A 21,299-nucleotide genomic window follows, 5' to 3' on the forward strand; every position below is an offset into this window, starting at 1 on the left:
CCGCTTTCCTTTCCCGTCCGCGCCTGCAATACCTGACGCAGCCGTTACCCCCGAAAGGCCCCCGCCCATGCCCGAGTTGTCCCAGGTCCTGCCGCTCCTGGCCCTGATCATGGCGATCGGCGCCTTTGCCGGTGTGGTCGCGGGCCTTCTTGGGGTGGGCGGCGGCATCATCCTGGTCCCGGCCTTCTTCTTCGCCTTCGCAGCCCTTGGCTACGAGACGCCGGAGCTGATGCAGATCTGCCTTGCCACCTCGCTGGCCACAATCATCGTGACGTCGCTGCGCTCGGTCATGGCGCATCACAGGAAGGGCGCGGTCGATTGGGGGATATTGCGCGCATGGGGGCCGGGGATCGCCATCGGGGCGGTGCTTGGCGTGGTGGCGGCCAGCGGCTTGCGCAACGAGGCGCTGATGGTCCTCTTCGGGGTGCTGGCGCTGGCGGTCGGGCTTTACCTCGCCTTCGGGCGCGCGCATTGGCGGCTCGGGGACCAGATGCCGGGCGGATGGGCACGGGCGATCCTGTCGCCGCTGGTGGGCTTCCTGTCGGTGCTGATGGGGATCGGCGGCGGCAGTTTCGGGGTGCCGCTGATGACGCTCTATGGCCGTCCGATCCACAACGCGGTGGCGACGGCGGCGGGCTTCGGCGTCATCATCGCGGTGCCCTCGGTCCTGGGGTTCCTGATGGTCAGCGGCGACCATCCCGACCGGCCCCCCTTCATGGTGGGCCAGGTCAACCTGGTGGCCTTCGCCGTGGTCGTCGCGATGACGCTGATCACGACGCCCTGGGGCGTGCGGCTGGCCCATGCGATGGACCCCAAGCCACTGAAACGCGTCTTCGCGGTCTTCATCATGATCATGGCGCTCAACATGCTGCGCAAGGCGTTCTGGGGCTGACGGGGCCAAGGGCTTTCGAAAGCCCTGTTCCGAAATTTCGAAATTTCGGTCGCCCGGAACCCGGTCATCCCCCCGGCGTTGCTCCTCGTCATCCTGTAAAGAGGAGCCCACCCCATGCCCATCGACCCGCTTTCCGACCTCAAGATCATCGTGACCGGCGGTGCCAGCGGCATCGGCAAGGCGACGTCCAGACTTCTGGCGCAAGGCGGCGCTCGACGAGTCCTGCCATGATGATTGGTCCGCCGCCGTCTCGCGCGCAGGGGGCGCCCAAGACAAAGAGCATCGACGAGGATTCGATCACGCAGCAACCCATCGCGCGCCTCGGCCAACCCGAGGAGGTCGCGCGCCTGGTCCGGTTCCTGCTGACCGAGGCGACATTCTCGACCGGGTCGGAATTCGTCATCGACGGCGGCACCACGGCGGGGCAGGTGGTGGATTTCCCCGACGACTGACCCGGGGCGGGGCGCGAGGGCTTTCGAAAGCCCTCATCCGAAATTTCGAAATTTCGGCCCCGCCTATTTCTCGGGGATCAACCCGCGCGGGGCAAAGCGCAGCATCACCAGCAGGAATATCCCCATCGTCAGCAATCGCATATGCGCCGCCGAGTCGATCAGGTGCTCGCGCAGCGGGTTGTCGGCGGCCATGCCGCTGGTGACGAACTCCAGCAATGCCAGGCCCATCGGCTCGACCATGATCCACAGCCACCAGATCAGGAACCCGCCCAGGACCGCGCCCCAGTTGTTGCCCGATCCGCCGACAATCACCATTACCCAGACCAGGAAGGTAAAGCGCAGCGGGTTATAGCTACTGGGCACAAGCTGGCCGTCCAGCGTCGTCATCATCGCACCGGCCAGCCCGCAGACCGCCGAGCCCAGGATGAAGATCTGCAAATGCCGGCGCGTGACGTTCTTGCCCATCGCCGAGGCCGAGACCTCGTTGTCGCGGATCGCCCGCATCATCCGGCCCCAGGGGCTGTTCAGGGCCATCTGGCTCAGCCAGATCAGCGCCAGGATCACGACGATGAACAGACCTGCATAGCTGAGCTTGACGAAGATCGACGAGAAGCTGACCACATTGGCCCCGATCCGGTCCGACAGCGCGATGAACCACTCTGCCTGTTGCAGGTCGATCTCGTAAGGCACGGGGCGGGGCAGGCCGGTCACGTTCTTGACGCCCCGGCCCAACCAGTCCTCGTTCTTCAGCACCGCGATGATGATCTCGGCAATGCCGAGCGTCGCAATCGCCAGGTAGTCCGAGCGCAGCCCAAGCGCCACCTTGCCCACGATCCAGGCCGCACCCGCCGCGAACAACCCGCCCACCGGCCAGGCCAGCACAACCGGCAGGCCAAGCCCGCCCAGATAGCCGGTGAGCGCGGGATCGACGCTCTCGATCGCGTCGCGCGCGGGATCGAAGATCGCGCGGTAGATGACATAGCCCGCGATCAGGACCGCCAGCATCGCCACAACCCGGACCCAGCCCCTTGGCAGCCGCGTCCAGACCACAATCGCGCCCGCGATGGTCGCGGCCCCCGCCAGCAACGCCAGCAGGATGCGCGGACCGCCCGCGGCCCAGGCCTCCGGCACCGGCGGCATCGAGACCAGCACCGCGGCCAGCCCGCCAAGCGCGGTGAATCCCACGATCCCGACGTTGAACAGCCCCGCATAGCCCCATTGCATGTTCACGCCCAGGGCCATGATCGCCGAGACCAGCCCCATGTTGAAAATGCCAAGCGCCGAGTTCCAGGACTGCATCATGCCGGTCCCGATGAAGAGGATGGCGACCAGTCCGAAAAGCAGGATATTGCGTGGTTCCACCCGGGTCATACCGCTTTCCCCCTGAACAATCCGGTGGGCCGGAACAGCAGCACGATCAACAGGATCCCAAAGCTCACCGCGAATTTGTAATCGGTCGACAGAAGCTGCATCAGCCCCTCGGGCATCCAGTCCTCGGGCAGCACATGGCCCGCCACGCGGCGGAACGCATAGGTGACCGAGATCTCGGAAAACGCGATCACGAAACCGCCCGCGATGGCCCCCACCGGGTTGCCGAGCCCGCCGACAATGGCCGAGGCGAAGATCGGCAGCAGAAGCTGGAAATAGGTGAAGGGCTTGAAGCTCTTGTCGAGCCCGTAAAGCACGCCCGCCGTGGTCGCCAGCGCCGCCACGATGATCCAGGTGATCAGCACGACGCGTTCCGGGTTGATGCCCGACAGCAGCGCCAGATCCTCATTGTCGGAAAAGGCGCGCATCGACTTGCCGGTGCGGGTGCGGTTGAGGAACCAGAAGAGGGCAATGACCACAAGGATCGCCGTGACCAGCGTGATCCCCTGGCTGGTGCGGATCGCCAGCCCCTCGTCAAGACCGGTGAGGCTTTGAAAATTGCGTGCCGAGACGATGAAGCGCTCGCCATCCGCGAACCGCTGATCCCCCACGCCGATGATGAAGCGCACCAGCCCGTTCATGATGAACATGACGCCGAGCGAGGCGATCACGTAGATCACCGGTTTCGCCTTCTGCGCCCGGTAGAAACGATAGACCACCCGGTCGGTCCCGATGAGCAACAGCGCCGTCACCGCGATCCCCACCGGCAGCGCCAGCAAAGCGGTCGGCAGCGGCCCCAGCGACACGCCCGCGCCCTGCAAGCCCCAGGTCACCAGGATCGTCACCATCGCCCCGAAGGCCATGGTGTCGCCATGCGCGAAGTTCGAGAACCGCAAGATGCCGTAGATCAGCGTCACGCCAAGCGCGCCCAGCGCCAGTTGCGCGCCATAGGCGGTGGCCGGCACGATCACGAAATTCGCCAAGACAACGATGGCGTTCAGCAGGTCCATGACGGGCCTCTCCCCCTGGTTTCGTCCCCGCGCTGAATGGCGGGTTTTCGCCATAAGGGCAAGGCTTTCGACACCGGCACGGCCCTCATTGCGCCGCGGCCTCGCAGGTGCCGAACCCCGTCACCGCCTGCGGCCGGATATGGGGTTGATGCAGGGTCAGCACCAGGTTGCCATTGTCGGCGAAACTGATGATCTGCACCGCCTGCGTCTCCTCGTTGGTGTGCATCAGCGTGCGCAGACCGGTGGGCTCCAGCGCCCCCTCCGGCGCGGGGATATTGGCGATCTCCTCGTAATCCGAGGGCAGTTCGGCGTTCCAGTCCACCGACCAGACACCGCCCTCCTGCGTAATCGCGATCTCCTGGTCGAGGTCGGAACAGGCCGAGATCTCGATGCAGATGATCGAGAGGGTGCAGGTCAGGCTGACCTCCTGGGCGTAGCCGGGCAGGGGCGACAGGCAAAGGGCGGCGATAGCGGCGCGTGTCAGCATCAAAGAACCTCGCATTGGCCGATGGCGGTCAGGGCGACGGGGCCTTGACCCGATCGCAGGATATGCCGGGAATGGATGGCCCCGCCGGAGGGAAAAACCGTGATCAGGATGCGGCTGGCCGGATCGCGGCTGACGAAACTCAGCGTGTCGGAGCCTTCGGGCGTCACATCGGCCACCGGCACCTGTTCCGCGTCCGAAACCACCCATAGCCCCGGCTCATGGTCGATGGGCGCGATCTCGACGGTGAAACTGTCCCGGTCGCAGGCGTCACCGGCACAGACCGGCCGGAACAGGCAGACCAGCGGCGTCACCGCGTGGACGGGGACGGGCAGGGCGATCAAGAGCAGGGGCAGCAGGCGGGCAATCACAATTGCGTCTCGCAACTCAGGAACCGGATCTGCGCCTCGGGCGCGGGGTCGGCCCTGCGCGCGGTCCAGATCACATGCGGCTCGGCGGCAAAGACAAGCTGGTTCCAGGTCTCCGCCGCGCCGGCCCATGTCACGGTGCGATCCGCCGTAACCTCTGCGTCGAACCCGGCCCCGGCGATGGTGATGCGGAAATCTCCCGCGCCATCCGGGCCGACATCGACGGGGTCCAGTGTGAAATCGAAAGGCTGGCGCGTGGCCGTGCATTGCCCGCCCGCATCGCACGAGGAAGTGACCTGGCAGGTCACGGAAATGCGCGCGCCCTCGGCCAGCGCCTGCGCGGGCAGGCCCAGAGCAAGGGCCAGACCAAGGACCGCGCGCAGGATCACTTGCTGCCGCCGCCGGGGGTGCCGCCGCCTGCGGTGTCGCTGGCGCCGATCTCGGTGCAATTGCCCATCAGCCGGTAATGCGCGATACTGTCGCCGATCAGCATGTTGCCCAGGAACACGACCTGGCCCGAGGCGACGGTGGCCATTTCGATGCCCGTGCTGTTGACAAAGACGAAATGCGTCGCCTCGCCGCTGGTCGATACCTCGCCATCGAAGGGCGAGCCCTCCTGCACCATGCGGCCCTCGCCGGTCTCGGCATCCAGGTGGTATTCATGCACCCGGTCAATCGGCGAACAGCCGCCCGAGGAGGTTCGGCACGCCTCGTACATCTGGCACGAATAGCTGCGTATCTCGGCCATCGCGGGGCTGGTCAGGGCCGCAAGGCCCGCCGCAATCAGATATTTCATAAGTCTTATCCTCCAAGAAAACTGCGGCGCACCTCGGGGTCGTTCAGCAATGCCTTGCCGGTATCGGTGTAGGCATTCCTCCCCTGCACCAGAACATAGCCCTTGTCGGCAATATCAAGCGCCTGACGGGCGTTCTGCTCCACCATCAGGATCGAGATGCCGGTGCGGGCGACCTCGATGATGCGGTCGAACAATTCGTCCATCACGATCGGGCTGACGCCTGCCGTGGGCTCATCCAGCATGAGCAGTTTTGGCCGAGTCATCAAGGCCCGACCGACGGCCACCTGCTGGCGCTGGCCGCCCGACAGCTCGCCCGCGGGCTGGCGGCGCTTGTCCTTGAGGATCGGGAAGAGGTCATAGACCTGCGCCAGGGTGCCCGAGAAATCGTCGGTGCGGATGAAGGCGCCCATCTCCAGGTTCTCCTCAACCGTCATCGAGGTGAAGATGTTCGAGGTCTGCGGCACGAAGCCCATGCCATGCGCCACGCGGGCCTGTGGCGTCAGGTGGGTAATATCCTCGCCATCCAGCCGGACGGCGCCTTCGCGCAGGTCCAGCATCCCGAAGACGGCCTTCATCGCGGTGGATTTGCCCGCGCCGTTCGGCCCGACGATAACCGCGATCTCGCCCTTCTCCACGGCGATGGTGCAGTCATGCAGGATGTCCGCCCCCTTGCCATAACCGCCGGTCATGGCCTCGCCGATCAGGAACGGCCCGCCGGGGGCGGGTGTGGCGCGGTCATGCTGGCCCCTGGCGGGCGTCAGCGTGCCGATCCCGTCGGGGTTGCCGATCGAGAGATCCTTATTGCCGCGTCCGGAATAGGGTTTGTCGCTCATCGGGCAATTCCCCTCGCATCCGCGCCGGGGGGTGTACAGGGGGTGCATCGGGGGGTGTACGGGGGGCACCCCCCCATTTTCGCGGATTGTTCCATCACGCGGTTTCCTTGTTCTTCAGCCCGGTGCCCAGATAGGCCTCGATCACATGCTCATTGGCCTTGATCTCCTCCAGGCTGCCCTCGGCCAACACTTTCCCTTCCGCCATGCAGATCACCGGATCGCAGATTTTCCCAATGAAATCCATATCATGCTCGATGACGACAAAGGTATAGTTGCGCTCCTTGTTGAGGCGCAGGATGGCGTCGCCAATGGTGTTGAGCAGCGTCCGGTTCACGCCCGCGCCGACCTCGTCCAGGAACACGATCTTGGCATCCACCATCATCGTGCGCCCCAGTTCCAGCAGCTTCTTCTGCCCCCCCGAAAGGTTCCCCGCACGCTCATCCGCCAGATGGGAAATCGTCAGGAAATCAAGCACTTCGTCGGCCTTCTTCGCCAACGCGCGTTCCTCTTCCGCGATGCGCTTGCGGTGCATCCAGGTGTTCCAGAGCGTCTCGCCCAACTGGTCCCCCGGCACCATCATCAGGTTCTCGCGCACCGTCATCGACGAGAATTCATGCGCGATCTGGAACGTGCGCAGAAGCCCCTTGCCAAAGAGGACATGCGGCGGCAGCCCGGTAATATCCTCGCCATCCATCTCGACGCGGCCCGAGGTCGGTTCAAGAACGCCCGCGATCACGTTGAAAAGAGTTGTTTTTCCGGCCCCGTTGGGTCCGATCAGCCCGGTGATTGATCCGGGCTGGATGCTGAGGCTCGCGCCATCCACGGCGTGAAAGCCGCCGAAATGTTTGTGCAGGTCGTGAACGGTGATCATGCGGCGGTCATTCCCAAGAAAAACAGCCCGGCCTAGAACCGGGCTGCTAACGTTTTCAAGTGCTTGCGCGGCTCAATGGAACTGAATCGTGGTCAGCTCGCCACCCTGCATCTCGGTCTCGCGATAGGTGCCCGCGGCCTCGCCGGGGCCGACCAGCTCGACCGAGCTTGCGCCGACATAGTCGATCTCGCCACCCTCGGCCAGGATCTCCAGCGCGCGGCCCAACTCGCCGGGCATGATTTCCTCACCCGGTGCGTTGGCCACGGCCTCGATCATGCCGGCATAATCGCCCGCATCGGTCGATCCCGCCGCCTGCATCGCCAGGATGATCAGCGCCGCCGCGTCATAGCCTTCCGCCGAATAGACGCCCGAGCCGTCGATCCCGGCCTCGCCCGCAAGTGTCTGATACGCTTCGATTCCATCGCCCTGGCTGCCGGGGTTGGTGCCGAAGCTGCCGTCAATATCGCTGCCGAACGTGTCGCCAAGCGCGTCACCGATCATGCCGTCGCCGAAGGCAAAGGTGTCGAACGCGCCGGTATCAAGGGCTGCCTGAACCACGCCCGCACCGCCCTGATCGACATAGCCGAGCACGACCAGGACATCACCGCCCGCAGCCGCCAGCGCGCCGACCTCGGCCGAGTAATCCGCGCGCCCGTCTTCATGGGCGGCAACCAGCGTCACGGTGCCGCCAAGCTCCTCATAGGCGGCGGAGAGCGCATCGGCGAACCCGAGGCCATAGTCGTTGTTGGTATAGGTGATCGCGATGCTCTCGAAGCCGCGATCCATGATCACGTTGGCCAGCACTTCGCCCTGGCGCGCATCCGACGGCGCGGTGCGGAAGAACAGGCCGTTATCCTCGATCTCCGACAGCGCGGGCGAGGTCGCGGCGGGCGAGATCATCACGATCCCGTTCGGCACGCCTACGTTGGACACGGCGGCGGTGGTCACGCCCGAGCAATCGGCCCCCACGATGCCCGCCACCTCGTCTGAGGTCACCAGGCGTTCGGCGGCGGCGGTCGCGGCGGAGGCATCGACACAGGTTGCATCGGCGCGCACCGGCGTCACGGTCATGCCGTCCATGAAGTTGCCGCTTGCGGTGGCTTCCGCCATGGCCAGTTCGGCGCCGCCCGCGATGGCGGGCACCAGCGATTCAATCGGCCCGGTGAAGCTGAGCAGGACGCCGAGGCGCACTTCATTGCCATGCGCATCGGCAAAGGCCGCACCCGAAAGGGCTGCGGTGGCCGCGGTGGCCAGCAGGATCTTTTTCATGTCTCTCTCCCAGTTGGACAGTGTTGTCTGGGGCCAAGTTAGGCCGCGGCGGGGCGATTGAAAAGGGCCGATTTGGTCCTTTCATGCCGGACAACGAGGGGGCTTTCGCCCGGGCCTGCAACTTGGCACAGTCCGCGCAACCGACCCCGGAAAGGACTGCCCCATGCCCGCGCCGCGAAACCCCCTGAAATCGGCCCTGTCACAGGGGCGGCTGCAACGCGGCCTCTGGCTCAACCTGTCCTCGGGCCTAGTGGCCGAGATGGCCGGACAGGCCGGGTTCGACTGGTGCCTGATTGACGGCGAACACGGGCCCTGGGATCCGTCTGCGATCCGCGCGCAACTGATGGCGCTGGAGGGGACGGGGACCGCGCCGGTGGTGCGGGTGCCGACGGATGCCGACTGGATCCTGAAACAGGTGCTGGATCTGGGTGTGCAATCGGTGCTGGTGCCGATGGTACATTCAGCCGACCAGGCCCGCGCGGTGGTGCGCGGCCTGCGCTACCCGCCCGATGGCGTACGGGGGCAGGGCGCGATGGTGGCCCGCGCCTCCGGGTTCGGCGCAATTGCGGATTATGCCGAGACGGCAAATGATCAGATCTGTTGCCTGGTGCAGGCCGAAAGCCGCGCCGCGCTGGACGACCTCGACGCGATTGCGGCCGTCGACGGTGTCGATGCGGTTTTCATCGGTCCCGCCGACCTCGCCGCCGATATGGGGCTCTCCATCGACGCGCCGGACCTGCGCCGCGCCATCGCCGGGGCCATCCCCCGCATCCGCGCCGCCGGAAAAGCCGCCGGGATCATCTGCCCTGATGCCGATTTCGCCCATTACACCGGGCTTGGCGTCACCTTCCTGGGGATGGGATCGGACGCGATGCTGCTGCAAGCGGCGCTGGCCCGCCTCGCCGGAACGGAGATCCCATGATCCTCGTCGATGCCGATGCCTGCCCGGTGAAGGAGGAGGTCACCCGCGTTGCCCTGCGCCACAAATGCCCGGTGCGGTTCATCGCCAACCAGGGGCTGCGCCTGCCCGATCATCCGCTGATTTCGATGCAGGTGGTCGATGCGGGCTTCGACGCCGCCGACGATGCCATCGCCGAGGCCGCCGGTCCCGACACGCTGGTCATCACCTCCGACATCCTGCTGGCCGATCGCTGTCTGAAAGCGGGGGCCGCGGTGATGGACCCCAAGGGCCAGAGCTTCTCCGCCGCCTCCATCGGGGCGCAGATCGCCACCCGCGCGATCATGGCCGATCTCCGCGCTGGTCTGGACGGCCAGGGGATAGGCGGTCAGCGACCGTTTTCGCAAAAGGACCGCAGCCAGTTCCTGAACGCGCTGGAAAACGCCCTGCGCAAGCTGCCCCGTTAGTCCCGCATCGAGGTCACAGGCAGTTTGCGTTTGATCCGAATTGAAAGACGCTGCCTCGCCCTGCGGTCGAACGCGCCTTTCGATGCTGTCTGGATCAGATGAAACGCAAAATGCCGAACCGCGCCTCCCACCCCCCTCTTTCATTTTGCCGAAAATACCTTCGGGGGAGCGCGAGGGGGCAGACAGCCCCCTCGCATCGGTCGGATTGCGCAGCAATTCGACACACCATCGGGATCAGCGCCGCAGCCTCAACCGCTCCAGCCCGTGAAAATGATAGATATCCGCGTAGCGCGGCCCCTCTTCCAGCGCCAGACCGGGACAGCGCGCAAAGAGGGTCTCCAGCGCAATCGCCATCTCCATCCGCGCCAGCGGCGCACCGACGCAGAAATGCAGCCCGGCGCCGAAGGCCAGATGCGCCGGGGCCTGCCGCGTGGCATCGAACCGGTCGGGGTCGGCAGTCACGCCTGCGTCGCGCCCGACCGAGCCCAACATCAGCCCGACCTCGTCGCCGCGCCGGAACTCATGCCCGAACAGCTCCACCGTTTCATAGACATGGCGCGTGAACAGATGCAGCGGCGCGTCATAGCGCAGGCATTCCTCGACCAATGCGCCCGCCTCCCCCGCGGGGGCCATCCCATGTTCGAGGATGCTCTTCACCGCGTTGCCGAGCGAATGCACCGTCGCCTCGTGGCCCGCGTTCAGAAGCAGGATTGAGGTGGTGATCAACTCATCGGTGCTGAGCCTTTCGCCATCCTCCTCCGCCGCAATGAGGCTGGTGATCAGGTCGTCATGCGGGTCGCTGCGCCGCGCCTCGACATAGCCGCGCATGAACGCCACGAAATCTTCCGTCGCCGCCACCGCCGCCGCCTCATCCTCTGCCGTCCGGCCCGCCATATACATCCCCACCATGGCGTTGGACCATTGCAACAGCTGCGGCCCCATCTCCTCGGGCACGCCCAACAGCCGCGCGATCACGCGCACGGGCAGGGGGCGGGCATAGGCGTCCAGCAGGTCGAACGGGCCATCGGGGAAGGCGTCGATCAGCTCGTGGCACAGCTCCCCGATGCCATCCTTCAATCCGGCGATCCGGCGCGAGGTGAAGGCGCGCATGACGAGGCCGCGCAGGCGCGTGTGGCGCGGCGGCTCCAGCTCCAGCATGGAATGCGCCTCGACCGCGTAGAAGGGGGCCAGATGCGCGGGGATCTCGGGGCGCATCTCCTCGGGCGCCTCGCGGCCAAAGCGCCGGTCGCGCAGGATCGTGTTCACCGCCTCATGCGTGGTGGCGCAAACCATGTTGTAATCGTCCCAGTGAACAAGCGGCCCGGCGGCGCGGGCACGGGCGTAGAACGGGTAGGGGTCCTGCACGAAACCGGGGTCCGTGGGCGATTGGCTGAGATACTGCATGGCGGTCTTTTCCGTTCCTGGTCTGCCCCTATCCTGACCCGCGCGCGCGGCGCCTGCAATGGCCCGAAATCGGGGCTGGCGGGATCGCCCGCGCCAAGGCTATCCTCACCCCGTCAAGGATAAGGATCGCCCATGCCCATTCGCCGTCTCGCCGCCCTCGCGCTGGTCCTGCTCTCGCCCGTTCCGGCCTTCGCGCAAAGCCAGCCCTGTGGCGCGGAGCTGCCGCGCGGCAGCTGGATCGGCGGGTCCGAGGCCGCCTCGGACCTCGCCACCGCGCCCGCGCCCACCGACCGCCCCGCGAGCATCCCCGCGAATGGCTATGACGTGACGCTCTTCACCCTCTCGGCCCCAGCGGATGTCCGGCTGGAAGCGGCGGGCCGGGACGGGACCGATCCGCTGATCGAGCTTTACGACGCCACCGGCGCGCTGGTCCTGTTCGACGATGACAGCGGCGGGCGCTTCGATGCGCGCGGCGAGATCGCGCTGGAGACCGGCCGATACTGCCTTGCCACCCGCAGCTATGACGATAGGGCGGGCCAGGCCGATCTGCGTATCGGGCTGGCAGCACATCCCGCGCTGACCCCCGGCTCGGGCGGCTCGAATATCCTGGCCTGCACGTCCGAGACCGCCGCGACCGCCCTGGGGGCCGCCGCCATCGACCAGCTGCCCGATGGCTCCGCCGTGGCTTTTCACAGCGTGGCGCAGGTGCCCTATTACCGCTTCACCCTGCAATCGCGCACGCCGCTGGTGATCCGCGCCACCAATCCGCGCGCCGACCCCTACATCTACCTCTACGATGCGCAGGGCCAGTTGATCGACGAGAATGACGACCATAACAGCCTGAATTCCCGGCTCGATTTCCCCGAGGGCCTGCCCGCGGGCAGCTATTGCATCGGGATGCGCGCGCTCAGCGATGCGAGCCAGCCGGTGCAGGTCTCGGTTGCGGCAATGTCCTCGCAGGTCGCGCAGCAGACGCTCTTTTCCACGGCCGAGGCCAGCCCGCCCGCCGATGGCTCCGCCTATCCCGTGACGCAGCTCGGGCCCCTCGAGACAAGGCTCAGCCGCGATGCGTCCGTTGCGGGCGATGCGATCTGGCATGCCTTCACCATGGATGCGGCGGGCCGCGTGACCATCGACGCGACCGGCTTCGGATCCTCCGACCCGATCGTGTATCTTTTCGGTGGCGGCACCTTGATCGCACAGAATGACGACGCGAACGGCACGCTCGATTCGCAGGTCTCGGCCTGGATCGGGGCGGGCAGCTACACGGTGGCGCTGATGCAGTATCACGGCCAACCCGGCACCATCCGGCTGGAGATCAGGCGCGAGAGGTGAGCGGTCCGACCGGCAGGCACCCCTCTGCGGATGCAGGTTTCTTCTCCGGTTGGCCTCGCCTGCGGATCAGGCTATTTCCATATCGTCCTCGACCATGCTGTCGTCCTGGGCGGAGCTGTCTGGGGCAAAATCGTCATCGAGGCTGAGCGCCGCCATCAATTCCAGGCCAGCCTCGGCCCCTGACTGCGCGCCGTCCAGCGCTCCGTCGGCGATTGCATCGTCATAGGCGGCCAGCATCGCGTCTGCATCCTGAAACCCACCTTCGGGGGCGTCGATGCGAAACAGTTCCTGCGGAATCTCGATCGGGTCTCCGTTCTCGTCGGTTCCCGGTAGAAGCTCGTAGAAGATCACCGATTCCACTTGCGTCACGTTGTAATCCGGATCGTCGCCGAAGGTGCTGTCGTAGAAATCGACATAGCTCTCGAAACTCGCCTCCTCGCCGTCCGGCAAGTCATCCGCCATAAGGAAGATGCCGTTCTCGATCCCGCCATTATCGCCGATCTCGACCCCGAATCCGATCTTGTCGAATGTCGGATCCTCCGGTTCTTCAGGCTCTTCTGGTTCTTCGGGGTCATCCGAGACGGCCTTGATCGAACCCTCGGGCGTTGTCGTCGATGTGGCGCGGATGCCGAACACATCGACCTCGTCCAGACTGTCGATATCCAGTTCAACGGTCAGCGTATCACCTTCGGCAACATAGGTCTCCTTGTCGGTCCCGTCGCGCCCGAGGCCAGGACGGCTGAGGGCTGTCGCCCCGTCCCACTGGACTTGGTCGCCGTCCAACCGCGCGCCGTTCATGTTCAGCGGCCCGCCCAGGGATTCGCTGCTGCCCGAGAAATCATCATCCCCGAAATAGATGGCATTCACATCCATGCCGCCCTCCAGCACCGAGATATCGGCCAGGAAATCGCCGGTGTCGGGATCTTGATAGAGGCCGACCGTATAGGACAGCCCCTCAACCTCATATGTAAAGATCTTCGTGTAATCGGGCATTCTCACAACCTTTCATTTGCTGAGCTATGATCTCGGCGCGCCATGGGGCCGCCCCGGTATTTCCTTGGTTCCGGCGGAAGTATGCCTCAAAAATGCCCTGTAAGCTTTCGGTTTGCTTGAAACAGACTGTTCACTCGTGATGGATACCGCCCGGTCACGGTTCTCACCCCTGCATCGCGCCGTCCCAGTCATAGACGACAATGCCCGTCGTCTCGTCCGCATCCAGGCGGCGATAGAGCGCGCGGGCCGCGATGTTGTCGGTCTCGGTCGCCAGCCAGATCCCCATGCAGCCGCGCGCCCGCGCCCTTTCCATCAGCAACCGGCAAAGTTGCAGCGCGATGCCCTGGCGGCGGAGATCCTCGACCGTGCCGACCTCGTTGATGAAGAAGGCGGGCGGCTTGTCGGGATGCAGCAAGACAGTGCCCGACGCGAAGCCGACAACCCGGGCGCCCTGCGTGGCAAAGACCAGGTCGTGACCGGGATCGGCGATGAACGCCGCAAGCTGCGCGGGCCGGAGGGGATGGTCGAAGACCTGCGCCCCCGCCAGCAGATGCGCCGTCTCGGGCGTCTGGACATGGCAGGTGGGAGCATCCGTCACTCCCGTGGCCTCAGGATCGTCACCCCGATATTGCCGGCCGCCGCCAGTTCATCGTCCAGCGACATCGGGATGTATTCGCCGCGCCGCCACAGCTCGCCCAGGTTGTCGTAATAGCGGCTCAGCGGATGGCCCGATTGCCCGGTCGCGGTGATGAAGACGGAACTGTCGGGGTCGGCGAAATCGTAAACCCCGCGATAGCCCGCCGCGTGGACGTTGCGGAACGGGTCGGGGCCGGTGGCCGCCGTGCGGCCCCGGTTCAGCGTGTTGTCGCCGCCCGAGGTCGATTGCACGATATTGACGGCCCATCCGAACAGCCGTGAATCGCCAAGCACCTGGTGTTCATGCACCGCCTCATGTGCGTCGCCCCACCGCCAGGACGAGATGTTGGAGCCATAGCGATCCACCAGCATTTGCAGCGCATCGTCCAGCGCGAGACGGGCAATATCGGTACAGCTTTCCTCGATGGAGGACGGCCTGATATCGCACCAGGCCGAGGCGCCGTCGACATCGCGGTAGACCCGTTCGACAAAGATCGGTTCCAGCGCCTGGTATTCACTGGCTAGCGGACCGAGATCGTCCTGGATGAGCCGCTGTTGCAGCGCCCGCATCCAGGCGGCGTAGATCAGGGGTTCGGGCAGATGCTCGTTCATCTCGCCATTCCACGCCGCCAGCAGCCCAAGCGCCTCCTCGCGCCGCGCCTCGACGCTGCCGGGCTCGGCGGCCTCTGACGTGAACCACAATTCGCGCCCCACCAGCGGCAGCAATGTGCGCGCCGTGGGCGAAACGGTGTCCAACTGCGCCTCGATGAAACTGTCGCGGGTATGGACCTGGCGCGATTGCATCAGGTTTTCCCACCGCTCGATGCGCTGCGTGTCACCCCAGGAAAAGCTCATATGCAGCGGAAAATCCCGCTCCACGATGCGGTTGTTGGTGTTGCCGAGGATGCCGCCCTCGGGATCCTCGAAATGCGGGTTGGCGAAATATTGCGTGACACCCTGCCAGCGGTTGCCGGCAATCCACCCGCGTGAGGGGATGCGGCCCTGGCTTTCATGCTCCAGGAGGCGCCAGGGCATATGCCCGATCACCTGCATCGCCACCCGGTCCATCGTGGCCAGCGTCAGAACCTGTGACGGCGCCACGAAATACTGACCGGCCGCCTGCGCCTCCTCGATCGTGGTGGCGCGCATCAGTTCCAGCCCGGTGCGCATCGACGTGTTTTCATCGGTCAGCGCGGTCCAGGCCATCGACATGACATGGCCGGGCGGCGTGACGGTGCCGATATTCCAGTGGCTGCCGGGAATGACCGGGCCGTTCTCGGTCCAGCGCAGGGTGACGGTGACGGGTGGGGCGTCGGCCACCTCGATGATCGAGCGGCGGGTCTCGAACCGGGCCCACCCGTCCGGGGTCTGGTATTCCTCGCGGTTTTCCGGGTTCAGCCGTTCGATATAGAGGTCGATATCGTCCATGTAGGAGGAGGTCAGCCCCCAGCCAAGCGCGTCCGAGCGCCCGACCAGCACGATGGGCATGCCGGGAATGGTGCCGCCGATGACCCCGCCGGTCGACAGCTCCAGCCGCGCCAGATACCAGATCGTCGGCGCGGTCAGGTTCAGATGCGGGTCGTTGGCCAGCAAGCTGCGCCCGGTGGCCGAGCGGCTGCCGGCGGCGGCCCAGGCGTTCGACGCGCCCGCCAGCATGCGCCCCGGTGACGGGTGCAGCGGGTCGCGGGGCGGTTCGGTATCGGCGGCATAGCGCGGCAGGTCGGGGAAGAGGGCCGAGAATTCGGGCAATTCCGCGACCGCCCCATCCAGCGGGTCGGGCAGGATATCGGCCAGTCGCGCGGGGTCGTTCAGCATCAGATCGGTGCGCGCGCGCAGCACCTCGGTTTCCTGTTGGCTGGCCAGTTGCATCGCCATCATGTTGAGGACGGCCAGCGAATCCGCGGGCCGCCAGGGCGCGATCTCGGGCGTGAAGAGCAGAAGCTCGGGCGCACCCCGGCCAAGCGCCTCGTCGGCGACAAGTTCCAGCCAGGCATTCACGCCCGCCGAATAGGACTCCAGCATGGCCAGCGTCTCATCGTCCTGCGCCGCCACCGAGCGGCGGGCATAGCCGTAAAGATCCAGCCGCCGCATCAATTCGTCGATCTGAAGTGTGCGGGTGCCGAAGAGCTCGGACAGGCGGCCCTGCGCCGTGCGCCGCGTCATCAGCATCTGCCAAAGCCGGTCCTGCGCATGGGCAAAGCCGAGCCCGAAAAACACGTCCTGATCGCTTTCGCCGTAGATATGCGGGACATTGGCGTTGGAGCGCACGATGTCCAGCCGTGCCTCCAGCCCCGGCACCTGCCATTCGGCATCGTAATCCGGGATCGAGCGCGAAAACACCCAATAGGCCAGCAGCGCGGCGGCCACGGACAGCGCCAGAGCGACAGAGACTAATCGGATCATCCAGCGCAGGAAAAAGGCCATGTGCCGCCTGGGAAAGGAAACGGGGGTCGGGGTCGAGCAAAGGCCAGCCTAACGCGGGCCAGCGGAGCTTGCAAAGGGAAGTGGCGGCCCGCCGGGGACCGCCCCCATCCGTCAAGAGACCTGTCTTGCGTCTCAGGGCAGGATGCGCGTGTAGCGCTGCCCCTCCACCGTGGCGCCCGCGATCAGGCCGGCCTGGCCGAACACGACCCCGATCACCGGGCTGAGCAGGTTGGTGGTCGAGGTGCCCAGATTGCCGCCCTCGCGGTTCACCGCATATTGGATATCGGCCCCTGCCGCCCATCCCGAGGAATAGCGGAAATCGCGCAGCGCGTCCTGGGTCATGAAAAACAGCGCATGGGCGTATTGCTGCGCCCCGATCTGGAAGCCGACCGTGGCCTGCGCCGAGGAATAGTAATCCACCGTCGCGCCATTGATGCGCAGCGCGCCGCGCCCGTAGCCGCCGCCAAATCCGAAACCCGCCTCGGTGATCAGCGGCATGACCAGAACGCCCTGGGCGTTCTCGCTCAGCTCGCGGGTATAGGGGATGTTGGTGTGCATGAAGTCGATGGCGCTGTCGACACGGCTGTCGATGCGCTGACCGGCATCGCTGCCGATCCCGTTGCCGCAGGCCGCAAGCGGAAGGGTCGCTGCCGTGGAAAGGATGAAATTGCGCCGGGTCAGGATGCTCATGAGTTGGGGACCGCCTGTAGGTTCTTGGTTGCTCGAAGGGTGGACGTTTTCGCCCTTGCGCGGGAGGATACGCAGGTTTTGCGGCGCTGTCATCCGCCAACCACTGAATGTTGCGGGTTTTCGCCGATTTCGTCTGTATTTTGGGTTGGAGAGGTGGGGGGCGGCGCATCTCGCCCGCCCCGAAGAGGGGGCGGGGTCGATGCGCCGCTTGAGGCCAGCCGTCGCCATTGTCTCTCGGACCAATGGCGCGACAATGGCGACCTCCGAGGTATTTTCAGCAAAATGAAAGCAACAGAACGTCAGGGGTTGGTCAGGCCGTGGCGGCGGCGGTCCTGCTGGCGGTCGGGCTTCCAGCGGCGATGCACCCAGAACCACTGGCCGGGGCGGGCGCGGACCTCGTCGGACAGCGAATCCATCAGCGCCTGCGTCATCTCGCGCGGGGTGCCGTGGGGGATGGGCGCCTCCAGCACGACGTCGAAATCGAGGCCGTTTTCCAGGCGGCGGGCGTAGATCGGGATCACCAGCGCGTTGTATTTCAGGGCGATCTCGCCGACCGAAAGCGCCGTGGGGGCGGGTTTGCCCAGAAAATCGACAATCGCGCCATCGCCGTAATACTGGTCGATCAGCAGCGCGCCATGGCCGCCCTCGCGCACATGGCGCATGAAGCCCGCAAGCCCCCGCCGCCCGCGCGAGAAGGCGGGCCCGCCTGCCTCCTCGATGGTGCGCACGTAATGATCGTTGAACCAGGCGTTGTTCATCGGACGGTAGAGCCCGCCGAGCGAGAAGCCGCGCAGATTCATCGCCACCCGCGCGGCCTGGTAATTGCCGAAATGGCCGGAGACGAAGAGGATCGGGCGGGTTTCGGCCAGCGCCGCCTCGGCCTCGGCCAGACCGGCCCCGTGAACCTGCCAGTCGCGGGCGCGGGCCTGTTGTTCCGCCGTGGCGTAGTTCTCGATCAGGGTGCGGCCCGCATTATCCAGCACTTCGCCCGCGATGCGGCGGCGCTCGGCCTCGGGCATCTCGGGCCAGATATAGGCGAGGTTGGCGCGCGCGCGCCGCCCGTATCCGGTCAGCGGCCCGATGACATGGCGCGCCAGCCATCCCATCAGGGGCACGCGCAGCCGGTGCGGCAGCGCCAGCAGCAGCCAGATCACAGCGCGCAGCAGCCGGTCCACCAGCCAGTTGCCAAGGCCGCGGCCCTCTCTCCCGTTGTCAGCCATCGCGGCGAGGCCCCATCTTGCGGGTTTACATCGGCGGCCAGATTACTGCGCGCCGGGGACCGGCACAACCGGGCCTCAGCCGCGCGCCGCCAGCGCCTCGATCTGGGCGCGCAGCCCGTCCATCGGATAGCCCGCCGCGTTGCCCGCCGCGATGATCGCATCCGTCTCCTGCCGACCCGCCTGCGCAAAGGCCCAGATGACGGCCGAGCGCATGCCGCTGGCGCAATAGGCCACCGTCTTGCCTTCGGCGGCCGCCATCGCCTCGGCCTGCTCCTCGACATTGTCCAGCGTCATCGCGGCACCATTGACGGGGTTGTAGACGAAATCGAGCCCGGCGGCGGTCGCGGCCTCCTCGATACTCGCGGCTTGCAGAGCGGGCGGAACCTCGGCGTCGGGGCGGTTGCAGATCACCAGGCGCACGCCCGCGCGGGCCAGCCGAGCCATGTCACCCGGCTCAAGCTGGGGGGCGACGGAGTGATCTTCGGAAAGCGGGCGCAGATCCATGGCGGTCCTCATCGAAAGTCAGAGGATGATCTTTGCCGCGTGCGCCGCGCGATGAAAACCGCTTCCGTAGCGTCAAAGCGTGTTCACGGGCAGCTTGAGATAGGTGGTGCCGTTATCCTCGGCGGGGGGCATTTTGCCTGCGCGCATGTTGATCTGGATCGACGGCACGATCAGCTTGGGCATGCCGAGCGTCGCGTCGCGTTCCTCGCGCATCTTCACAAACTCGGCGCGCGAACGGTCGGCGATATGCACATTGCGCGCCTTGTGTTCGGCCACAGTGGATTCCCAGGCATAGTCATCGCGCCCCGGCGCCTTGTAATCGTGCCCCACGAAAATCCGGGTCTCGTCCGGCAGGGCCAGGATCTTCTGGATCGAAGCGTAGAGCTCCTCGGCCGAGCCGCCGGGAAAATCGCAGCGCGCGGTGCCGAAATCGGGCATGAAGACGGTGTCGCCCACGAAGGCCGCGTCTCCGATCACATAGGTCATGCAGGCGGGCGTGTGGCCGGGCGTGTGCAGCACGTCGCCGCGCAGCTGGCCGATATGAAAACTGTCGCCCTCCCGGAAGAGCTGGTCGAACTGGCTGCCATCGCGCTGGAACTCGGTGCCTTCGTTGAAGACCTTTCCGAACACATCCTGCACCACGGTGATATTCGCCCCGATGCCGATCTTGCCGCCCAGTTGGGTCTGGACGTAAGGCGCGGCGGACAGGTGATCGGCATGGACATGGGTTTCCAGCACCCATTGGCAGTCCAGCCCCTGATCCCTGACATGGGCGATGATCCGGTCGGCTGATCCCGTGTCGGTGCGCCCCGAGGCATGGTCGAAATCCAGCACCGAATCGATCACCGCGCAGGCGCTGCCCTCTGGCTCGCGCACGACGTAGGAGACGGTGTTGGTCGCATCGTCGAAGAAGGCGGTGACATCAGGGTGCATGGCAAAAGTCCTCCGGCAGGTTCTGGTGAAAGACCCTTAGCATGAAACAGATGGGAAGCGGTTTGATTTTGGTCAAGGAACGGGCAGGGCCGGGGCGTTATGCTCGAACATGCGGCGGGAACACGCCTGCCGCGTCGATGCGGGGCGCGGAACACTTGGCGCGGCCATGTGTTCTCCGCCAGACTGGAGCCTGCGTCAGACACCCGATGCGGTCCGAAGGAAAAGGGAGACCCCGAGATGGCCGAGAAACGCGACGAGACCAAGACCCCGGACGAGAAGATGAGAGACAACAAGGTCAGGCCGGACAGCAAGCAGCAAGGGCCGCACCGCCACCGCCCGCGCTACACCGCGCCCGAGGAGGACGCCGAGGAGGAGCTGTTCAACGACGTTCCCGTCTAGGCCTCACCCGTTCAGGATCTGCGCCATGCGGGGGGCGAAATAGGTCAGCACCCCGTCGCAGCCCGCCCGGCGGAACGCCGTCAGGCTTTCCAGCATCGCCTGGTCGCCGTCGATCCAGCCATTCTGGGCGGCGGCCTCGATCATCGCGTATTCGCCCGAGACCTGGTAGGCATAAGTCGGCGCGCCGAAGCGGTCCTTCACGGCGCGGGCAATGTCCAGATAGGGCAGCCCGGGCTTGACCATGACCATATCCGCGCCTTCCGACAGGTCACGCTCGACACAGCGTAGCGCCTCGTTTCGGTTGCCGGGGTCGATCTGGTAGGTCTTCTTGTCGCCCTTCAGCGCCGCCGAGGCCCCGACCGCATCGCGGAACGGCCCGTAAAAGGCGCTGGCGAATTTTGCGGCATAGCTCAGGATCGCGACATCGTGATGCCCTTCCGCCTCCAGCGCGGCCCGCATCGCGCCGATACGCCCGTCCATCATGTCCGATGGTCCCAGAATATCCGCGCCCGCCGCCGCCTGTGCCAAGGCCATCCTGACCAGCGCCTCGACCGTTTCGTCATTGACGATGATCCCGTCGCGCACGATCCCGTCATGGCCGTTGGCGTTATAGGGGTCGAGCGCGATATCCGTCATCACCGCAAGCTCGGGCACCGCCTCCTTGACCGCGGCAATCGCGCGGTTGGCGATATTGTCCGGATCCCAGGCAAGCTCGCAGCTCTCGGTCCGGTCCTCCTGGCCGGTATAGGGAAAGATGCAGATCGCGGGAATACCGAGCGATTGCGCCTCGCGGGCCGCCTCGACCAGCTTGTCGACCGAATAGCGATTGACGCCGGGCATCGAGGCGACGGGCTCCACCTCGCCCTTGCCCTGCCGCACGAAGACCGGCCAGATCAGGTCCGACACCGACAGGTGGGTTTCCCGCACCAGGTCGCGCATCGCGGGGGATTTGCGCAGGCGCCGGAGACGCGTGGCGGGGAAGGGGGCCTGGTTGACGGGCATGGGCAGCCTTTCGCGGGGCAAACTGTTGCAATTCTGGTTGCATACCACGCC

At 65.9% G+C, this 21,299-nt stretch carries 25 protein-coding genes; 7 read left to right on the forward strand and 18 right to left on the reverse strand.

Annotation, left to right across the window (positions count from 1 at the left end):
* The first annotated feature begins 67 nt into the window (after positions 1 to 67).
* From HNS34_RS05990 to HNS34_RS06000, 3 genes are all read left to right on the forward strand, one after another.
* A complete protein-coding gene (locus HNS34_RS05990; RefSeq protein ID WP_172319058.1) occupies positions 68 to 892 on the forward strand; it encodes a sulfite exporter TauE/SafE family protein in 825 nt (274 codons plus the stop codon).
* Positions 893 to 1,006: 114 nt separating this feature from the next.
* On the forward strand, positions 1,007 to 1,123 hold the full coding sequence (locus HNS34_RS20910; protein ID WP_172319060.1) for an SDR family oxidoreductase: 117 nt from the start codon (positions 1,007 to 1,009) through the stop codon (positions 1,121 to 1,123).
* Positions 1,120 to 1,344 (forward strand): SDR family oxidoreductase, encoded by a 225-nt coding sequence (locus tag HNS34_RS06000; protein WP_172319062.1) that lies wholly within the window; start codon positions 1,120 to 1,122, stop codon positions 1,342 to 1,344. Before HNS34_RS20910 ends, HNS34_RS06000 begins: the two co-directional genes overlap by 4 nt.
* A gap of 63 nt (positions 1,345 to 1,407) precedes the next feature.
* Here HNS34_RS06000 and HNS34_RS06005 read toward each other — a convergent pair whose 3' ends face one another.
* The 9 genes from HNS34_RS06005 to HNS34_RS06045 all read right to left on the reverse strand — a co-directional run bounded on the left by HNS34_RS06005 (position 1,408) and on the right by HNS34_RS06045 (position 8,343).
* The gene (locus HNS34_RS06005) at positions 1,408 to 2,715 is read right to left on the reverse strand and encodes a branched-chain amino acid ABC transporter permease (protein ID WP_172319064.1); all 1,308 of its coding nucleotides are present in this window, start codon (positions 2,713 to 2,715) and stop codon (positions 1,408 to 1,410) included.
* A complete protein-coding gene (locus HNS34_RS06010) occupies positions 2,712 to 3,722 on the reverse strand; it encodes a branched-chain amino acid ABC transporter permease (RefSeq protein ID WP_172319066.1) in 1,011 nt (336 codons plus the stop codon). The genes HNS34_RS06005 and HNS34_RS06010 overlap by 4 nt, the downstream gene beginning before the upstream one ends.
* An 85-nt stretch (positions 3,723 to 3,807) precedes the next feature.
* Positions 3,808 to 4,209, reverse strand: coding sequence for a hypothetical protein (locus HNS34_RS06015; RefSeq protein ID WP_172319068.1), 402 nt, complete (start codon positions 4,207 to 4,209; stop codon positions 3,808 to 3,810).
* The gene (locus HNS34_RS06020; protein WP_172319070.1) at positions 4,209 to 4,577 is read right to left on the reverse strand and encodes a hypothetical protein; all 369 of its coding nucleotides are present in this window, start codon (positions 4,575 to 4,577) and stop codon (positions 4,209 to 4,211) included. Before HNS34_RS06020 ends, HNS34_RS06015 begins: the two co-directional genes overlap by 1 nt.
* Positions 4,574 to 4,963: a hypothetical protein gene (locus HNS34_RS06025; protein WP_172319072.1), complete on the reverse strand. Its 390-nt coding sequence runs from the start codon at positions 4,961 to 4,963 to the stop codon at positions 4,574 to 4,576. The genes HNS34_RS06020 and HNS34_RS06025 overlap by 4 nt, the downstream gene beginning before the upstream one ends.
* Entirely contained in the window at positions 4,960 to 5,370 is a 411-nt protein-coding gene (locus HNS34_RS06030) for a hypothetical protein (RefSeq protein WP_172319074.1), read from the reverse strand. The genes HNS34_RS06025 and HNS34_RS06030 overlap by 4 nt, the downstream gene beginning before the upstream one ends.
* A gap of 5 nt (positions 5,371 to 5,375) precedes the next feature.
* Entirely contained in the window at positions 5,376 to 6,203 is an 828-nt protein-coding gene (locus tag HNS34_RS06035; RefSeq protein ID WP_172319076.1) for an ABC transporter ATP-binding protein, read from the reverse strand.
* 94 nt (positions 6,204 to 6,297) lie between these two features.
* Positions 6,298 to 7,074 carry an ABC transporter ATP-binding protein gene (locus HNS34_RS06040; RefSeq protein WP_172319078.1) on the reverse strand — a complete coding sequence of 259 codons (777 nt, stop codon included), beginning with the start codon at positions 7,072 to 7,074 and terminating at the stop codon, positions 6,298 to 6,300.
* 72 nt (positions 7,075 to 7,146) lie between these two features.
* Complete coding sequence (locus HNS34_RS06045; protein WP_172319080.1) at positions 7,147 to 8,343, reverse strand: ABC transporter substrate-binding protein; 1,197 nt, start codon at positions 8,341 to 8,343, stop codon at positions 7,147 to 7,149.
* A 163-nt stretch (positions 8,344 to 8,506) separates the two neighbouring features.
* Between HNS34_RS06045 and HNS34_RS06050 the strand changes: the two genes are divergently transcribed.
* Positions 8,507 to 9,265, forward strand: a complete 759-nt coding sequence (locus HNS34_RS06050; RefSeq protein WP_172319082.1) for an HpcH/HpaI aldolase family protein — start codon at positions 8,507 to 8,509, stop codon at positions 9,263 to 9,265.
* Positions 9,262 to 9,708 (forward strand): YaiI/YqxD family protein, encoded by a 447-nt coding sequence (locus HNS34_RS06055; RefSeq protein ID WP_172319084.1) that lies wholly within the window; start codon positions 9,262 to 9,264, stop codon positions 9,706 to 9,708. The genes HNS34_RS06050 and HNS34_RS06055 overlap by 4 nt, the downstream gene beginning before the upstream one ends.
* 234 nt (positions 9,709 to 9,942) lie before the next feature.
* On the opposite strand, the gene HNS34_RS06060 is transcribed toward HNS34_RS06055, so the two are convergent.
* The gene (locus HNS34_RS06060; protein WP_172319086.1) at positions 9,943 to 11,112 is read right to left on the reverse strand and encodes a cytochrome P450; all 1,170 of its coding nucleotides are present in this window, start codon (positions 11,110 to 11,112) and stop codon (positions 9,943 to 9,945) included.
* Positions 11,113 to 11,244: 132 nt separating this feature from the next.
* On the opposite strand from HNS34_RS06060, the gene HNS34_RS06065 reads away from it, so the two are divergent.
* A complete protein-coding gene (locus tag HNS34_RS06065; protein WP_172319088.1) occupies positions 11,245 to 12,447 on the forward strand; it encodes a DVUA0089 family protein in 1,203 nt (400 codons plus the stop codon).
* A gap of 66 nt (positions 12,448 to 12,513) precedes the next feature.
* On the opposite strand, the gene HNS34_RS06070 is transcribed toward HNS34_RS06065, so the two are convergent.
* The 7 genes from HNS34_RS06070 to HNS34_RS06100 all read right to left on the reverse strand — a co-directional run bounded on the left by HNS34_RS06070 (position 12,514) and on the right by HNS34_RS06100 (position 19,847).
* Complete coding sequence (locus HNS34_RS06070; protein WP_172319090.1) at positions 12,514 to 13,440, reverse strand: hypothetical protein; 927 nt, start codon at positions 13,438 to 13,440, stop codon at positions 12,514 to 12,516.
* Between the two features lie 163 nt (positions 13,441 to 13,603).
* Complete coding sequence (locus tag HNS34_RS06075) at positions 13,604 to 14,038, reverse strand: GNAT family N-acetyltransferase (RefSeq protein ID WP_172319092.1); 435 nt, start codon at positions 14,036 to 14,038, stop codon at positions 13,604 to 13,606.
* Positions 14,035 to 16,500 carry a penicillin acylase family protein gene (locus tag HNS34_RS06080; protein ID WP_172319094.1) on the reverse strand — a complete coding sequence of 822 codons (2,466 nt, stop codon included), beginning with the start codon at positions 16,498 to 16,500 and terminating at the stop codon, positions 14,035 to 14,037. The genes HNS34_RS06075 and HNS34_RS06080 overlap by 4 nt, the downstream gene beginning before the upstream one ends.
* 132 nt (positions 16,501 to 16,632) lie before the next feature.
* On the reverse strand, positions 16,633 to 17,190 hold the full coding sequence (locus HNS34_RS06085) for a lipid-binding SYLF domain-containing protein (protein WP_172319096.1): 558 nt from the start codon (positions 17,188 to 17,190) through the stop codon (positions 16,633 to 16,635).
* Positions 17,191 to 17,489: 299 nt separating this feature from the next.
* Positions 17,490 to 18,410 (reverse strand): lysophospholipid acyltransferase family protein, encoded by a 921-nt coding sequence (locus tag HNS34_RS06090; protein WP_172319099.1) that lies wholly within the window; start codon positions 18,408 to 18,410, stop codon positions 17,490 to 17,492.
* Between the two features lie 75 nt (positions 18,411 to 18,485).
* Positions 18,486 to 18,914 (reverse strand): protein tyrosine phosphatase family protein, encoded by a 429-nt coding sequence (locus tag HNS34_RS06095; protein WP_172319101.1) that lies wholly within the window; start codon positions 18,912 to 18,914, stop codon positions 18,486 to 18,488.
* A 72-nt stretch (positions 18,915 to 18,986) separates the two neighbouring features.
* On the reverse strand, positions 18,987 to 19,847 hold the full coding sequence (locus HNS34_RS06100) for an MBL fold metallo-hydrolase (RefSeq protein WP_172319103.1): 861 nt from the start codon (positions 19,845 to 19,847) through the stop codon (positions 18,987 to 18,989).
* Between the two features lie 237 nt (positions 19,848 to 20,084).
* Between HNS34_RS06100 and HNS34_RS06105 the strand changes: the two genes are divergently transcribed.
* On the forward strand, positions 20,085 to 20,246 hold the full coding sequence (locus tag HNS34_RS06105; RefSeq protein ID WP_172319105.1) for a hypothetical protein: 162 nt from the start codon (positions 20,085 to 20,087) through the stop codon (positions 20,244 to 20,246).
* 3 nt (positions 20,247 to 20,249) lie between these two features.
* Here HNS34_RS06105 and hemB read toward each other — a convergent pair whose 3' ends face one another.
* Positions 20,250 to 21,248, reverse strand: a complete 999-nt coding sequence (hemB, locus tag HNS34_RS06110; protein WP_172319107.1) for a porphobilinogen synthase — start codon at positions 21,246 to 21,248, stop codon at positions 20,250 to 20,252.
* Between the last annotated feature and the right edge of the window lie 51 nt (positions 21,249 to 21,299).

It is taken from the genome of Alterinioella nitratireducens, assembly GCF_013155465.1.
Lineage (GTDB): Bacteria > Pseudomonadota > Alphaproteobacteria > Rhodobacterales > Rhodobacteraceae > Alterinioella > Alterinioella nitratireducens.